This is a genomic window from Streptomyces sp. NPDC058307 (genome assembly GCF_042880295.1).
Taxonomy (GTDB): Bacteria; Actinomycetota; Actinomycetes; order Streptomycetales; family Streptomycetaceae; genus Streptomyces.
This window is the reverse complement of record NZ_JBHVYZ010000031.1, coordinates 1-15,746: the sequence shown is the minus strand read 5'-3', so window position 1 is coordinate 15,746 and position 15,746 is coordinate 1. Positions and strand designations below refer to the sequence as shown.

The window sequence follows — 15,746 nt, the reverse complement described above, 5'->3', positions numbered from 1 at the left end:
CCGTAGCCGTAGCCGTAGTCTTCGTCGGCTACGCGGCCAGGTCCCGCTGGGAGGCCGGGGTCTCCTGGCGGGCTCCGGAAATCACCGAGGCACCCCGTCCACCGTCTCGCGCGCGCACGATCCACGCCCCCTTCGACGAGCGCTCGACGGCCTTCATCAAGGGGGTGAGAAGAGCCATCGCGAGCGGCGACAGCAACAGAGCCACCGCCGTGCCGAGCGCGAACCCGCCGATGACGTCCGTCGGGTAGTGCACCCCCATGTACACCCGGCAGAACCCTTCGAGCAGCGCCAGCACGATCCCGACGAGCCCGAACTTCCGGTTGGCGACGAACAGCGCGACAGCCATCGCCATGGTGATCGTCGCGTGGTCGCTCACGAAGGAGTAGTCGGTCTTCCCGGCCACCAGGACCTCGAGCCCCTCATGGGTCCGGAACGGCCGGGGCCGCTCGACGAACCCCCTTATGGGCACGTTCACCAGCACGGCCAGCGCGGCGGCGAGCGGCGCCCACAGCAGCGCGGCCACCGAGGAGGCGGCGTCCTCACCCGCGCGCCGGCGGCCCAGCCACCAGCACCACAGGACGAGCAGCACCATCCCGAGCAGGATGCCGTACTCCCCGACGTACTCCATGGCCCGGTCGAACCAGTGCGGGGCGTGCTTGGCCAGGCCGTTGATGTCGTAGAGCAGGTCGACGTCGGGGTTCGACCCGGATTCGGCGAGAACAGCCATGGTGCTGCGGCCCCTTCGTCGTCTTTCCCGGCGTACCCATGTGCGCTCGGCTACGCCCCCAGGAACGCACGGCTCCCGTTAATACGTTCCACACTCCACTGAATGATCACGCAGACGTTATCGAAGAGAGACACATCGCCGCAGCTCAGGGGGTGGGTTTCACGCTCGGTCACACCGTGGTGGGCAACGCTTTCGCGCCATCTTCGGTGACGCGGGTGGCGCCGAAGTACTCAGAGTTGTCGATCGGGTCGAACCGGATCACAGCACCTGTTCTCGGTGCGTCGATCATGTATCCGCCGCCCACATAAATCCCGACATGGTGGATGGCGCGCGAATTGCTGAGGTCCTTGGAGAAGAACACCAGGTCCCCCGGCAGCAGTTCACTTCTGGCCGGATGCGGGCCCGCGTTGTACTGGTCGTTCGCGACGCGCGGCAGCGTGACGCCCACACTCGCGTACGAGGCCTGTGTCAGCCCCGAACAGTCGAAGCGCCCGCCCTGCTCGGCGGTACCGGTCCCGCCCCACAGATAAGGCGTCCCGAGCTTCTTCTGCGCGTAGTAGATGGCACCGGCGGCCTGCCTGGAAGGGTCGACCCGGGTCGTGGGCGCCGCGAAGCTCTTCTCCAGTGTCAGGATGGTCTTCACGTAGTTCTGGGTTTCCTTGTACGGCGGCACGCCCCCGTACTTGATGACCGCGTAGGCGCCCGCGTTGTAGGAGGCGAGCATGTTCTCGGTGATGTTCCCCGGGACGTTTTTCACATAGGACGCGAGCGAGCAGTCGTAGGAGGCCGCCGAGGGAATCGCGTCGTTGGGGTCCCAGACGTCCTTGTCGCCGTCGCCGTCCCCGTCGACCCCGTGCGTGGCCCAGGTCCCCGGGATGAACTGCGCTATTCCCTGCGCCGCCGCGGCGCTCTGGGCCCTCGGGTTGAACCCGCTCTCCTGGTAGAGCTGGGCGGCGAGCAGGGCCGGGTTGATGGCGGGGCAGAGGTTGCCCGACTCCTGCACGAGTTTCCGATAGGCGGTCGGCACAGCCCCCTCGGCCAGCGCCCTGGTGGCCCCGCCGACCCCGCCCGCCAGGTTGCCGGCGACGACGTAGACCCCCACGACGAGCAGCATCACGAAGCTGAGCCCCGCCCCGAGAACGGCGCCCGCAACGAGCCACGCCTTACGCACCGTCAACCGCCCCTCGCCGACCGGGAGTCCGCCCGCGCCAGTCTAGGAGCTTCCCCGGAGGAAGCCGGGGTACTCGGCCGGGTCGGCGCAAAGATCGCGGTGCGGGGGCGCAAGGATCGCGCTGCGGGGGCGCAATCGCGTGCGGGGGCGCAGAGTTCAGCGGACCGCGTCCCGGTGGAGCGCGGCGGCCTCCGCCCCGAACACCACGCTGTACGACACGTCGGGCGTCAGCCCGCCCTGCTCGTGCCCGCCGACCACCCCCACGACCCGTCCGTCCCCGTTCACCCAGGGACTGCCGCTGGTACCCCCCGTGAAGTCGGGGCACGCTATTCGCTGCTGCGTGCGGCTGTGCGCGGTCGGCTTGTTGGTGCAGCTGATCGGCACGTCACGGGAGGAGGGGTACCCGATGACGGTGACGGCGGTCGCCCCGGTGGCGGTGCGGACCGCGAAACCGTTCCCGCCGACGAGGTCCTGGACCTTCCCCTCCACCGTGGCGAAGGCGACGTCGCTGTCCTCGTCCTGCCCCTCGGCCCACCCCTCGGGCAGGTACCGCTTCGTCACCTTCCACATCCCGTACGGCGCCACGCCGTCCCGGTATCCGGGCACGAACACGAGGTCGTCGTCGCCGTCGAGACAGTGCGCGGCGGTGACGAGGAGATCCCGGTGCGGGCTGCGGACGACGGAGGCGGTGCAGTGGTGCTTTCGGCCGTTGAACAGCGGTCCCACGCGGGCGGCCGGCGAGTTCGCCGCGGCGACCGTCGTCACCCCGAAGGGCCCCGCCCCGTCGTCGGCGGCCGCCTCGGAGGCGGAGGTGACGGTGAGCAGGACAGCGGCGGCGTGGAGGGCGAGACGTGGCGTGCGCTTCACGGAAGAAAGCATTCCGCACGAAGATGAGAAACGCATCAAGCGCAGGTTTCGGGACAGCCCTGGTCGACGGTGTGGATCCCCGCGCCCCGGGGCAGCCGAGCCTCGACGGCGGGGACCCGGGAGGCCGGCGTGTTCGACGGATTCGAACTGACGCGGTGCGAGGGCGACGACGGCGTCCGGCTGCGCGTGCGGCACGGCGGCAGCGGCCCCGCCGTACTGCTCCTGCACGGGCATCCCCGTACGCATGCCACCTGGCACCGTGTCGCCCCGCTGCTGGCCGCGACGGGCCACACCGTCGTCTGCCCCGATCTGCGCGGCTATGGCCGCTCCGACAAGCCCGCCACCGACCCGGACCACCGTCCCTACTCCAAACGGGCGATGGCCGGTGACTGCCTCGCGGTGATGCGCCGGCTGGGACACGAGCGGTTCGCGGTCGTCGGGCACGACCGGGGCGCGTACGTGGCGACCCGCCTCGCCCTGGACCACCCCGAGGCGGTGTCCGCCGTCAGCGTGCTGGACGCCGTCCCCATCGGGGAGGCCCTGCGCCGCTGCGACGCCGGCTTCGCCGCGAGCTGGTGGCACTGGTTCTTCCTCGGCCAGACGGACAAGCCCGCCGAACGCGTCATCAACGCCGACCCCGACGCCTGGTACACGGCGAAGCCCGAGCCGATGGGCGCCGAGGCGTACGAGGACTACCGGCAGGCCATCCACGACCCGGCCACCGTGCACGCCATGTGCGAGGACTACCGGGCCGGCCTCGGCGTCGACCGCGACCACGACGACGCCGACCGGCGGGCCGGCCGGCGCATCGACCGCCCGCTCCAGGTCCTGTGGGCCACGCGGGACGACATGACCGACCTCTACGGCGACGTACTGGCCGTCTGGCGCGACTGGGCGGGCGCCCACCTGGAGGGCGCCCCGATCGACTCCGGCCACCACATGGCCGAGGAGGCCCCGGAAGAGCTCGTAGGCGCGCTGTGCGCGTTCTGGGCGAATGCCGGACACCTGACCGGGACCGAGCAGTCCTGACGTCGTCGGGGGCACGAGCGAACGGCTCAGCCACGCGTCTGGGCGAACGCCGGCTGCGTCACCGGCGCGTGTTTCCGATCAGGTGGCCCGCGTCTGCACACCCTGGGGAAAACGCGTCCCCGTCAGCTCCTCCGACACCGTCCACAGGCGCCGGGCCACGGCAGGGTCGCTCGCCGCCGTGCTCCGGCCCACCAGAGTCGGCGCACCCTTCATCTCGCCGAGCCCGTCCGGTCCGACGTAACTCGCCCCCGGCAGCTCCTGCGTCGCCGCGTACAGCGTGGGCAGGGCGCCCGCGCGGTCGTCCTGCGCCAGGAACCTGTTGCCGAACTGCATGAACACCCGGGCCGCCGGACTGGCCGCGTGGCTCTGGAGGTTCGTGGCCGAGTAGCCGGGGTGGGCGGCCAGAGCGCGGACCTTGGAGCCGGACTCCGTCAACCGCCGCTGGAGTTCCAGCACGAACAGCAGGTTCGCGAGTTTCGACTGGCCGTAGACGCCCCTCGGGTCGTAGTTCGACGTCCTGTTCAGGTCGTCGAACTGGATCCGCTGGTCGCCCCAGCGGTGCGCGCCCGAGGCCACCGTCACGACCCGGTCGGTGACATACGGCAACAGAAGGTTCGTCAGCGCGAAGTGGCCCAGATGGTTCGTACCGAACTGCATCTCGAAGCCGTCCGCAGTCCGCTGCTGCGGGATCATCATCACGCCCGCGTTGTTGATCAGCAGATCCAGCGGACGGTCCCAGTCCGCCGCGAACTCCCGCACCGACGACAGGTCCGCCAGATCCAGCCGCCGGACCTCGGTGCTGCCGTTCACGGTCCTCGCGGCCGCCTCACCGCGCTCAGCGTCCCGTACGGCGAACACGACGTGCGCGCCCGCCTCGGCCAGGGCCTGCGCGGCCCGGAGTCCGATCCCGCTGTTCGCCCCCGTGACCACCGCCGTGCGGCCGGTCTGGTCGGGGATCCGGGTCGCGTTCCACTTCTGCCGCTTGTCCGTAGCCATACACCCGAATGTAGACGCCGCCAACAATGCTGTCAATGACAACAATGATGGCAATGTCCACAATGCTGCCATCGCCTACATCCGGATACGATGGCGCCCATGCCAGCCGAGAAGCCCGAGACCCGCCCCTACCACCACGGAGACCTGCGCTCCGCCCTCCTCGTCGCCGCCGAGCGCACCCTGCGCGACAAGGGCAGCGCCTCCCTCTCCCTGCGGGAACTCGCCCGCGACCTCGGCGTCAGCCACGCCGCCCCCGGCCGGCACTTCAAGGACAAGCAGGCCCTGCTCAACGCGCTCGCCCTGGTCGGCTACGACCGCATGGCCGAGGCCCTCGAGGCCGCCGACGAACCGGGCCTCGCCCTGCGGGGCCGCCTCACCGTCCTCGCCCGGGCCTATCTGGGCTTCGCCATCGACAACGCCGAGCTCCTGGCGCTGATGTACGCCCGCAAGCACGACCCCGCCACCGCCGAACAGATGGCCGCCGGGGTCGACCGCACGGTGGGCGCCCTGGCACGGGCCGTCGCCGCCGCCCAGCAGCACGGCGAGATCGTCGACGGCGACCCCGAGCAGCTCACCCTCGTCGTGGGCACCGCCCTCCAGGGCCTGGCGTCCTTCGCCGTCACCGGCATGTACACCACCGAGGCCGCCATGGAGACCGTGCCGGAACTGGTCCACCACCTGATGCACGGCCTCGAGCCCCGCTGACCCACCGACCCGGAGACGCGGAGACGCGGAGACCCGGAGACCCGGAGACGCTAACAGCCTCCAGCCACCCGGGAGTTGTGTGCGACGCGTGTAGATGGTCAAGCCGTGACCATCCCCCGCCCATCCGCCGGCCATTGATCAGCAATCCCCCAACGCCCTTGAGTAAGGCGGAAGTCAGGATTCCACCGCCTGTCTTGTTGTCACGTACTCAACAAGGGGATGGTCTTCGCGGGTCGCCGCCCCCACCGGGAACCTCACCGGTGGTCCCCCACCGCAGGCCTCTGCAACCACTCCCAGGAGGCTGTACGTTGCGTACCTCCCGTTCCCCCCGCATATCCGGCAGATGGCGCCGGGCCGGCTCCACCGCCGTGGCCACCTCCGCCCTCGTGTTCGCCGGACTCGGCACCGCCGTCCACGCGACCGCCGCCACCCCCGACCACGTGAGCGCCAAGGCCGTCGCCACCGCCGTCGCCAAGGCACACGTGCAGTACGAGAGCGCGTGCGACGCCACCCCCAAGAAGGGCTACGCCGCCTGCAACGCCCTGCGCGTCACCGGCGGCACCACCGCGTACATGGAGAAGCAGGCCGCGCTGAAGGGCGTGACCGCCAGGACGCTCAAGCCGAACGCCTCCTCCGCCACACCCACCGGCTACGGCCCGAGCGACCTCCAGTCCGCGTACGGCCTGACCTCCGCGGCCGCGAACAACGGCTCCGGCCAGACCGTCGCCATCGTGGACGCCTACGACGACCCGAACGCCGCGGCCGACCTGGCGACCTACCGCTCGTACTACGGCCTGCCGGCCTGCACCACGGCCAACGGCTGCTTCAAGAAGGTCAGCCAGACCGGCTCCACGACCTCCCTCCCCACCGCCGACAGCGGCTGGGCCGGTGAGATCTCCCTCGACCTCGACATGGTCTCCGCCATCGCCCCGAACGCGAAGATCCTGCTGGTGGAGGCGAGTTCGTCGTCCATGGCCAACCTGGGCAAGGCGGTGAACGAGGCCGTCACCCTGGGCGCCAAGTTCGTCTCCAACTCCTACGGCGGCTCCGAGTCCTCCTCGGACACCTCCTACGACTCCTCGTACTTCAACCACCCCGGCGTCGCCATCACCGTCTCCGCCGGCGACGCGGGCTACGGCGCCGAATACCCGGCCGCCTCCAAGTACGTCACCGCGGTCGGCGGCACCGCCCTGAAGACCTCCTCCACCAGCCGCGGCTGGACCGAGACCGTCTGGAAGACCAGCTCCACCGAGGGCACCGGCTCCGGCTGCTCGGCGTACGACGCCAAGCCCACCTGGCAGACCGACACCGGCTGCACCAAGCGCATGATCGCCGACGTCTCCGCCGTCGCCGACCCCGCCACCGGCGTCTCCGTCTACGACTCCTACGGCTCCGACGGCACCGGCTGGAACACCTACGGCGGCACCAGCGCCTCCTCCCCGATCATCGCGTCGGTGTACGCCCTGGCCGGTACGCCGTCCAGCGGCTCCTACCCGTCCTCCTTCCCCTACGCGCACACCTCCGCCCTCAACGACGTGACCTCGGGCAACAACGGCAGCTGCTCGACGAGCTACTTCTGCACCGCCAAGTCGGGCTACGACGGGCCGACCGGCCTGGGCACTCCGCAGGGCCTGGCCGCCTTCACCGGCTGAACCGACACCTCCCGAGTCCTCCCCGTCGGGTCACGGGGACGCCGCCCTCGAGAGGGGGACGTGGGGTCCCCTCGGCGGCACCACGGCAACGGGCCGCGACATCCGGTCGCGGCCCGTTCGCCATGCCCTTCACCGGCTGACTCTCCGTCAACGAACGGGCCGCCGACCGCCCCTGCCGCGGCCCGTTCGTCATGCCGGTGGCCCTCCGGGTTAGCCTTCACCCGCAGAACATCGGTGCCAGAAGCGCCGCAGGCCGTAAGAGGGGTCAACGACGGAACCACACGCCAGGTTCCGCTCAGGCCTCATTGCCCGGCGTTACCTGCCGTGATACACAGAGTGACCAGACAGTCATTCGTACGAAACCCGCCAACCGATGACGCCAAGTCGACATACGACGGCGGAATTGTCGGCGACAATGAGGCCTGACCTCTGCGCACCCGCAGGGGAGACGGAACTACCCACCAGGGGCGGTGACTTACATGCTCTTTGCGGCCGACAAGGGAGACATCAACACCATCATCGGCGGGATCGCGCCGGACTGGGGCCCCTTCGGGGCGCTGGGGACCGAGGCGAAGACGATGATCCAGGTCGTCATGGCGGTCGCCATCCTGCTCTGCCTGGGCATCGCCATCTGGGGTGCCGCCAAACAGCGCATCGGCGCCACCGCCCTGCGGGACACCTTCAGCGCGGAACAGGGCAAGGGCCTCATCATCGCGGGGCTGACCGGTGTCTTCATCATCGGCTCCCTGGGCACGCTCTTCACCATCGTGTACGGCATGGCCGTATAGCCGCCGCGTCCGGTCGACGCACCTCCGGCCCGGCCGGGCGCGCCCGGTATCCCCTACCCCACCCGTCCGCAGTGCCCACCGGCTGAGGTTGCGTTCCCCCGATGTCTCCGATGTCTCCGATCTCCTCGATGACTCCGATGACTCTGATGCCGAGTCACCACACCGCGCCCGCGCGGGAACCAGCACGGCTACCGTCGTACTCCTACGCGTTTTCCCGCGCTGTTCCGCACCACGTCGAGGGGGCGTAAGCGGTATGAGTCTCGGAGACGACCAGGAGGGCTCCGGCGGTTACGGCGGCACCGGCCAGACCCGCACACACCTGCCGGGCGGCACCACGGACGTGTACGGCGGCGCCCGCCGCTCCGGCCGCTCGTCCTCCAGAAGCCTGGTCACCGTGGTCGGCGTCGTCGTCCTCCTGATCGCCGCGATCGCCTTCGCGAACCGCGGAGGTGACGGTTCCTCATCCTCCGCGCAGGGCACGGGCGGCCAGCCGAACGCCACCACCACAGCCCCCAGCGGCACCAAGCCGGTGCAGTCCACCCCGGGCACCATCCCCACGGGGTACGCGCACGACGCCCAGGGGGCGCAGAGCGCGGCGGCGAACTACGCGGTGGCGCTGGGCTCGACCGGCATGTTCGACAAGACCCAGCGCGACGCCACTCTCCAGGCCATCGTCGTCCCTTCGCGCGTGGCCGAGTTCCAGTCGACCCTGGACAGCGCCTACACCCCTGCCTTCAACAAGGCCGTCGGCCTGAACGACGACGGCTCCACACCGGCCGGCTACACCTTCGTGTCCCGTACGAATCCCGTCGGCACCAAGGTCACCGAGTCCAGCCAGAACAACATGACCGTCGAGGTCTGGTGCAGCGGCCTGCTCGGCATGGCGGGCGAGAACTCCACGAACCCCGTCACCAACAGCTGGTTCACCATCACCATGAAGCTCGAGTGGGCGGCCGGCGACTGGAAGGTCGTCACGCAGTCCCAGAAGGAAGGCCCGACGCCCGTCCCAGGCGACGACCCGGCCTCCAGCGCCGACGAGATGGCCAAGGCCGTCGACGAGTACGGAGGGTTCACCTATGCGCGGTAATCGCTACGTACTCAAGACCGCCGCTGCGGTCACAGCCGTACAGACCGCGACCGTGCTCCTGGCGGCCCGGGCCTTCGCGGCTCCGACACCCACACCGTCTCCCTCCACGAGTGACGATGCCTGCAGCCTGATCCCCGGCGCCGCACGGCAGCTGTGCGAGAGCGACCGCAACAGCAAGCAGCGCGGCGGGTCGATCAACGACGACCCCACCTCCACCCTCGACCCCATGTCCTCCCTCGCCAGAAGCTGCGCCAAAGCCGCTGCCTGGACCATCGGCAAGCTCAGCGAGGCCGTGAAGGAGACCGCGAACGTCGACTTCACCAACCAGAAGTTCCTCCAGCAGTACGCCGTCGTCTTCGCCGCGTCGACCATCCTCACCCTCGTCCTGTGGCTGCTCGCGGTCACCAAGCGCGCGGTGCGAGGCGTCCCCCTCACCACCGCCATCAGTGAGGCGATCGGCTTCCTGTGGCTGACCGTGCTCGCGTCCGCCTTCACCCCCCTCATCCTCTACACCGTCGTCTCCGCCACGGACGGCGTCTCAGAGGTCCTCGCGAAGGCCACCGGCGACCAGACCGACACGTTCTTCGGCACCTTCTCCGGCGCCCTGGAGAAGGGCAACGACATCGGCGGCGGCCCCATCATGCTGATCGTCGTCTCCCTGGTCAGCATCCTCGCCGCCGGAGTCCTCTGGCTGGAGCTCGTCATCCGCGCCGCCCTGCTCTACGTCGGCGCCCTCCTCGGCACCGTCGTCTACGCCGGCCTCGTCGACAAGAACCTCTGGGGCCACGTCCGCCGCTGGGCCGGCATCATGATCGCCGTCATCCTGGTCAAACCGGTGATCGTCATCGTCCTCGGCCTCGCCGGCGCGCTCTCCTCCGACGACGGCCCCGACGCCTTCTCCGCCGTCGTCTCCGGGCTCGCCATCATCCTGCTCGCCATCTTCGCCAGTGCGATGATCTACCGTTTCGTCCCCGGCTTCGGCGACGAGATCGCCGGCTCCCGCAACAACCGCATCATGCAGAACGCCGAGGGCAAGGCCGCCGCGGTCATCAGCTCCCCGGCCACCCTGGTCGCCCAGGGCATCAAGACCCACAGCTCCCGGGCCGACAACAACGGTCAGGCCTCCGGAGGCTCGGGCGCCCGCCCGAGCAACCCGGTGTCCGGCGGAGTCGCCGCCCACAGCTCGCGCACCCCGAACGGAGGCGGCGGATCTGTCCCCTCCGCCGCTCCCGCTCCCCGCGCGGGCAACGCGGTGAACACCCCGCACGCCGGCAACCGCAACGCAGGCAGCAACAGCACAGGAGGTGACGGGCGTTGACGACCGAGTCCCACGTGTCGCATACGGTCACGCCCCGCCGTACATATCTGATCGGCCGCGCCCGGCCGAACGCGATCGTCGGCCGCAACCGTGAGTCGGGCGAGATCGCGCTCATCATCGTGGGCGCGTTCCTCGGCATGATGTGCGGGCTCCTCGTCCCGGTCCTGTCCCTGCGCATCGTCCTGCTGATGGGCTTCCCCCTGCTCGCGCTGGCCGCGGTCTACGTGCCCTACAAGCGCCGCACCTTCTACAAGTGGTTCGAGATCAACCGCAGTTACAAGCGCACCCTGCGCCAGGGCACCACCTACCGCTCCTCCGTGATGGAGGCCGGCACCCACGTCGACGGCCGCGAGGTCGAGGTCGGCCCGCCCCCCGGCATCGGCCGGATCAACTGGCTCGCCGCCCCGTTCGGGCCCGACGAGATCGCCGTACTGCTCCACGCGGACCGCCGTACCGTCACCGCCGCCATCGAGATCGAGGGCCCCGGCGTCGGCCTGCGCGACTCCGAGGACCAGGAAGCCCTCGTCGACCGCTTCGGCACCCTCCTCAAGCACGTGGCCAACGGCGACGGCTTCGTCACCCGCATCCAGATGCTCGCCCGCACCCTCCCCGCCGACCCGGACGCCCACGCCAAGGACGTCGCCATGCGCGGGGACGACCGGGCCCTGCCGTGGCTGCAGTCGTCGTACGACCAGCTCCAGTCGATGGTGTCGACCAGCAGCGAGCAGCACCGCGCCTATCTCGTCGCCTGCATGCACTACACCCGTGAACTGGCCGCCGAGGCCCATGCGATGGCCCGCGCCGCCCGCCCCCAGTCCGGCCGCAAGCTGGACAAGGACGCCGGCCTCGCGGTCGTCATGGCCCGCGAGCTGACCGACATCTGCTCGCGCCTCCAGGAGGCCGACATCCGGGTACGCCAGCCCCTCGGCCAGGGCCGGCTCGCCTCCCTGATCCACTCCATGTACGACCCGGACCACCCCATCGACCACATCCAGGCCATGACCAAGCGCAACGCCTGGCCGGCCGAGCTGGACGCGATGGAGCCGACGTACCTCCAGGCGAAGACGAGGGAGTCGTCCACCCGCGCGCCCTGGTGCCATGCCACGGCCTGGGTGAAGGAATGGCCGATGACCCCGGTGGGCGTCAACTTCCTGGCACCCCTGCTCGTCCACACCCCGGACGTCATCCGAACGGTCGCCGTGACGATGGACCTCGAGCCCACCGAGGTAGCCATCGAACGCATGTTGACCGAAAAGACCAACGACGAGGCCGAGGCCTCCCGCGCCGCCAAGATGAACCGCACCGTCGACCCTCGCGACGTCGCCTCCCACAACCGCCTGGACCAGCGCGGCGAGGACCTCGCGAGCGGCGCGGCCGGCGTCAACCTCGTCGGCTACATCACCGTGTCCTCCCGCAACCCCGAGGCCCTGGCCCGCGACAAGCGGACCATCCGGGCCTCGGCCGGAAAGTCGTATCTGAAACTGGAGTGGTGCGACCGCGAGCACCATCGCGCCTTCGTGAACACGCTTCCGTTCGCCACCGGCATCCGAAAGTAGGGGACCAAGCATGCGGGATCCGCTGTCCGTCCTCAGCGACGCCTTCACGTCCTTCCTGTTCGGAAAGGTCGAGACGACCCGCCTGCCGGTCCGCACCTCCACCGGCCAGGCGCAGGCGGTCTACCTCCCGACCGCCGCGCCCGGCCTCGGCGACTCCGGCGTGATCATCGGCCGCGAGGTGTACTCCGGCAAGGGCTACATCTACGACCCCTTCCAGCTCTACGGCCAGCAGCTCCCGGCACCGCACTGGCTGGTCCTGGGCGAATCCGGAAACGGCAAGTCCGCCCTCGAGAAGACGTATGTGCTGCGCCAGTTGCGCTTCCGGGACCGCCAGGTCGTCGTCCTCGACGCCCAGGGCGAGGACGGCGTCGGCGAATGGAACCTCATCGCGCAGGAGCTGGGGATAACTCCCATCCGCCTGGACCCGATGGCCGCCCTGGACATGGGGATCCGGCTCAACCCGCTCGACCCGGCGATCACCACGACCGGCCAGCTGGCCCTGCTGCGGACCATCATCGAGGTCGCGATGGGCCACGGCCTCGACGAGCGCTCCGGCTTCGCGCTGAAGGTCGCGCACGCCTACGTCAACGAGACGATCGTCGAACGCCAGCCGATCCTCACGGACATCGTGGAGCAGCTACGGCACCCCGAGCCCGAGTCGGCCGAGGCGATGAACGTCGACATAGAGGACGTCCGCGCGTGGGGCCTCGATGTCGCCCTGGTCATCGACCGCCTGGTCGACGGTGACCTGCGGGGCATGTTCGACGGCCCGACCACGGTCGGCATCGACCTGGACGCGCCGCTGATCGTCTTCGATTTGTCCCACATCGACCGCAACTCCATCGCCATGCCCATCCTGATGGCGATCGTCGGGGTCTGGCTGGAACACACCTGGATCCGCCCCGACCGGAAGAAGCGCATCTTCCTGGTCGAGGAGGCCTGGCACATCATCGCCAGCCCCTTCGTGGCCCAGCTCTTCCAGCGGCTGCTGAAGTTCGGCCGACGGCTCGGCCTGTCCTTCGTGGCGGTGGTCCACCACCTGTCCGACGTGGTGGACGGAGCGGCGGCGAAGGAGGCCGCGGCCATCCTGAAGATGGCCTCGACCCGCACGATCTACGCCCAGAAGGCCGACGAGGCCCGAGCGACGGGCCGCGTCCTGGGCCTGCCGCGCTGGGCGGTCGAGATCATCCCGTCCCTCACCCCCGGCATCGCCGTCTGGGACGTCAACGGCAATGTCCAGGTGGTCAAACACCTGGTCACCGAGACCGAACGCCCGCTGGTCTTCACCGACCGCGCGATGACGGAGTCCTCCAGCGATCTCGCCGACGACGCCCTGCGCGCCGCCGAGCTGGAGGCGGAGGAGCGGGCGGCGGCCTTCGTGGAACAGCACATGGGCGACTCCGAGTCGACGGTGGCGTAGGAGGGCGGGCAGTGGTGAGACCGGACGATCGCCACCGGGGCGGTCAGGGAGGCCAGGGAGGCGTCCCTGACGGGCTGTTGGTGGGCATACTCGCCTTCCTCCTCGGCATGACCCTGCTGGTGTGGACGGCGACGGGCCTCGCGGGGCTGTTCGCCCACGGGGACTGGCCGAGCGGCGTCACCTTCACCCGCACCCCGCCGGCCATGCGCCACCTCATCGGCCACCCCCAGGACATCCCCGGCGCCTGGCCAGACACCCCCTCCGGCCAACTCTCCGGCTACGGCCTGGTCTGGGGCCTGTTCATCGGCCAGCTGCTGATCCTCATCGTCCTGACGATCTTCGTGATGGGGACACTGGCCCGCTGGAGGGCGGTCCGCGCGAAGACGCGAGCGGAGAAACTGGCGGCACGGGAACGACGTCCGGAACCGGAACCTGCCCGGGAGACACCGGTCCACGAGGTACCGGCTCACGAGGTGGCGATCCCGAGACCGACGCCGGAACCACAACCGCAAACCCAGCCCTTGCCGTCGCCGCAGCCTTTGCCGGTCACGGTGAGCCGGCCCACCGAGCGGAACCCGCACCCGGTGACGCATGGCGCACCGGTGAGCGGCTGGGAGACCCCTCGCGCCGAGGGCGTGGTGCACTACGGCCCGCCCGCGACCCGCCACCCCACCGCGACCCAGGCCATCAGGGACGCCGAAGGCCCCGCCCTTGTCGTCACCTCGAACCCAGCCGTCTGGCAGGACACCAAGGACGCCCGAGCCAAACTGGGTCCGGTCCACGTCTACGACCCCACCCACCTCTGCGACACCCCGGCCCGCCTCCACTGGTCCCCCACCGCAGGCTGTGAGACCAAGGAGACGGCGAAGGCCAGAGCCGCCGCCCTCCTCGCCCCGGTCCGCCCCACCGCGAAGATCGACCAGGCCGTGGCCGACGTAGCCGAAACGCTCCTGCGCAGCTACCTCCACGCGGCGGCCATAGAGGCCCGCACCATCCGTCACGTCCACCGCTGGTGCCAGGGCACCCAGATCCAGGACGCGGTGCGGACCCTTCGCACCCACCCCAAGGCCGCTCCGGGCTCCGCGGGCGAACTCGAGGCCGCTCTCACCGCGCACCCGGAACGCCGTGACATCGCGCAGGAGTTGGCCGGCCGAGCCCTCTCGGCCCTCTTCACGGTCAACATCCGCGAGGCATGCACTCCCAACCGAAATGATGCCCTCGCCTTGGATTCCTTCGTCGACGAAGGGGGCACGCTTTATGTGGTGGGTGAATCCATCGAGGACCCCAGGACCCATCCGGGTGCGATGCCCCTTCTGACAGCCCTCACCTCAAGCGTGGTCGAGCGTGGCCGGCGCATGGCCGAACGGTCATCCTCCGGTCGCCTCGACCCACCACTGACGCTGGTCCTGGACGACGTCGCAGCCGTGGCTCCCCTTCCCCACCTGCCGGAGCTGCTGGCCGCCGGAGCGGACCGGGGACTACCGACCCTGGCCCTGCTCCGGTCCCGCGAACAGGCACGCACCCGATGGCCGGACGCGGAGTTCCCGGCGTAGGGCTCAGGTGCTGATTCCTGACCGACCGCACTGACGTCAGACTCGCTCCAGCGCGAACTCCAGCTCCGACTCCTCCGGAGCCGACCCCAGCGGCACGACCACACCGGTGGGCTCGAACCCGGCCTTGCGATAGAACCGCTGCGCCCGCCCGTTGTCCTCGTGCACGATCAGCCGCACCCGCTCGGCACCATGTGCCCACGCCCACTCCACAGCGGCGTCGAACAGCACATCGGTGAGCCCACTCCCGCGCTCCTCGGGCCGTACGAACACCCCGACGAGATGCCCCTGCTTCCGCTCGACCGGAAACCCTGCCCAGTCCGTGGTCCCGGGCTCCTCCATCAGCACCGTCACCGTCCCGACCCACTGCCCGTCCGGTGCCTCGGCGATGACCGTCTGAGCCCCTTCCGCCCCCTCGGAACCCTTGGCCGTCCGCTCCTGCCAGAAGGAATCGGGCCGTGCGACGGCCTCCTCATAGGTCTCCAGGAAGGCGAGGGGCGCGACCGGATCCTGAAGTGCCGCAAGCCGGAGCTCCTTCGCGGCGGACCACTCATCGGCGCGGACGGACCGGATCACATAGCTCATACGGGCCACAGTAATGCCGGCCGGGTATCACGTGAAACGCAGAAAACCCCCGTGCCGAATGGCACGGGGGTTTTCTCACAAATTGTTCGGCGGTGTCCTACTCTCCCACAGGGTCCCCCCTGCAGTACCATCGGCGCTGTAAGGCTTAGCTTCCGGGTTCGAAATGTAACCGGGCGTTTCCCTCACGCTATGACCACCGAAACACTATGAAGTTACGACCGGAAAAAGCACAGTCGTTGCCTCAGAACTAACACAGTGGACGCGAGCAACTGAGGACAAGCCCTCGGCCTATTAG

The 15,746-nt window shown here is 69.7% G+C and carries 14 protein-coding genes and 1 rRNA gene; 9 read left to right on the top strand and 6 right to left on the bottom strand.

Features of this window, described 5'->3' with window-relative positions; all coding sequences use genetic code 11:
* Window positions 1-28: 28 nt before the first annotated feature.
* The 3 genes from ACFVYN_RS22390 to ACFVYN_RS22380 form a co-directional block, all read right to left on the bottom strand.
* Window positions 29-727 (bottom strand): phosphatase PAP2 family protein, encoded by a 699-nt coding sequence (locus ACFVYN_RS22390; RefSeq protein WP_390001172.1) that lies wholly within the window; start codon window positions 725-727, stop codon window positions 29-31.
* 169 nt (window positions 728-896) lie between these two features.
* Window positions 897-1,904 carry an NlpC/P60 family protein gene (locus ACFVYN_RS22385; RefSeq protein ID WP_390001171.1) on the bottom strand — a complete coding sequence of 336 codons (1,008 nt, stop codon included), beginning with the start codon at window positions 1,902-1,904 and terminating at the stop codon, window positions 897-899.
* A 150-nt stretch (window positions 1,905-2,054) separates the two neighbouring features.
* Window positions 2,055-2,765: a trypsin-like serine peptidase gene (locus ACFVYN_RS22380; protein ID WP_390001170.1), complete on the bottom strand. Its 711-nt coding sequence runs from the start codon at window positions 2,763-2,765 to the stop codon at window positions 2,055-2,057.
* A gap of 129 nt (window positions 2,766-2,894) precedes the next feature.
* On the opposite strand from ACFVYN_RS22380, the gene ACFVYN_RS22375 reads away from it, so the two are divergent.
* Window positions 2,895-3,794, top strand: a complete 900-nt coding sequence (locus ACFVYN_RS22375; RefSeq protein ID WP_390001168.1) for an alpha/beta fold hydrolase — start codon at window positions 2,895-2,897, stop codon at window positions 3,792-3,794.
* Window positions 3,795-3,872: 78 nt separating this feature from the next.
* On the opposite strand, the gene ACFVYN_RS22370 is transcribed toward ACFVYN_RS22375, so the two are convergent.
* On the bottom strand, window positions 3,873-4,790 hold the full coding sequence (locus tag ACFVYN_RS22370; RefSeq protein WP_390001166.1) for an oxidoreductase: 918 nt from the start codon (window positions 4,788-4,790) through the stop codon (window positions 3,873-3,875).
* A gap of 90 nt (window positions 4,791-4,880) precedes the next feature.
* On the opposite strand from ACFVYN_RS22370, the gene ACFVYN_RS22365 reads away from it, so the two are divergent.
* From ACFVYN_RS22365 to ACFVYN_RS22330, 8 genes are all read left to right on the top strand, one after another.
* Complete coding sequence (locus ACFVYN_RS22365; RefSeq protein ID WP_390001164.1) at window positions 4,881-5,495, top strand: TetR/AcrR family transcriptional regulator; 615 nt, start codon at window positions 4,881-4,883, stop codon at window positions 5,493-5,495.
* 308 nt (window positions 5,496-5,803) lie between these two features.
* Complete coding sequence (locus ACFVYN_RS22360) at window positions 5,804-7,147, top strand: peptidase S8 (RefSeq protein ID WP_390001162.1); 1,344 nt, start codon at window positions 5,804-5,806, stop codon at window positions 7,145-7,147.
* Between the two features lie 479 nt (window positions 7,148-7,626).
* Window positions 7,627-7,935 carry a hypothetical protein gene (locus ACFVYN_RS22355; protein WP_007383036.1) on the top strand — a complete coding sequence of 103 codons (309 nt, stop codon included), beginning with the start codon at window positions 7,627-7,629 and terminating at the stop codon, window positions 7,933-7,935.
* 253 nt (window positions 7,936-8,188) lie between these two features.
* On the top strand, window positions 8,189-9,022 hold the full coding sequence (locus ACFVYN_RS22350; RefSeq protein WP_390001160.1) for a hypothetical protein: 834 nt from the start codon (window positions 8,189-8,191) through the stop codon (window positions 9,020-9,022).
* Entirely contained in the window at window positions 9,012-10,340 is a 1,329-nt protein-coding gene (locus tag ACFVYN_RS22345; RefSeq protein WP_390001158.1) for a hypothetical protein, read from the top strand. The genes ACFVYN_RS22350 and ACFVYN_RS22345 overlap by 11 nt, the downstream gene beginning before the upstream one ends.
* Window positions 10,337-11,896: an SCO6880 family protein gene (locus tag ACFVYN_RS22340; protein ID WP_352391645.1), complete on the top strand. Its 1,560-nt coding sequence runs from the start codon at window positions 10,337-10,339 to the stop codon at window positions 11,894-11,896. The genes ACFVYN_RS22345 and ACFVYN_RS22340 overlap by 4 nt, the downstream gene beginning before the upstream one ends.
* A 10-nt stretch (window positions 11,897-11,906) precedes the next feature.
* Window positions 11,907-13,316: an ATP-binding protein gene (locus ACFVYN_RS22335; protein WP_390001156.1), complete on the top strand. Its 1,410-nt coding sequence runs from the start codon at window positions 11,907-11,909 to the stop codon at window positions 13,314-13,316.
* A gap of 14 nt (window positions 13,317-13,330) precedes the next feature.
* Complete coding sequence (locus tag ACFVYN_RS22330; protein WP_390001155.1) at window positions 13,331-14,869, top strand: type IV secretory system conjugative DNA transfer family protein; 1,539 nt, start codon at window positions 13,331-13,333, stop codon at window positions 14,867-14,869.
* Between the two features lie 36 nt (window positions 14,870-14,905).
* On the opposite strand, the gene ACFVYN_RS22325 is transcribed toward ACFVYN_RS22330, so the two are convergent.
* Complete coding sequence (locus tag ACFVYN_RS22325; RefSeq protein WP_390001154.1) at window positions 14,906-15,451, bottom strand: GNAT family N-acetyltransferase; 546 nt, start codon at window positions 15,449-15,451, stop codon at window positions 14,906-14,908.
* A gap of 84 nt (window positions 15,452-15,535) precedes the next feature.
* Window positions 15,536-15,652 (bottom strand): 5S ribosomal RNA (gene rrf / locus ACFVYN_RS22320).
* Window positions 15,653-15,746 lie beyond the last annotated feature (94 nt).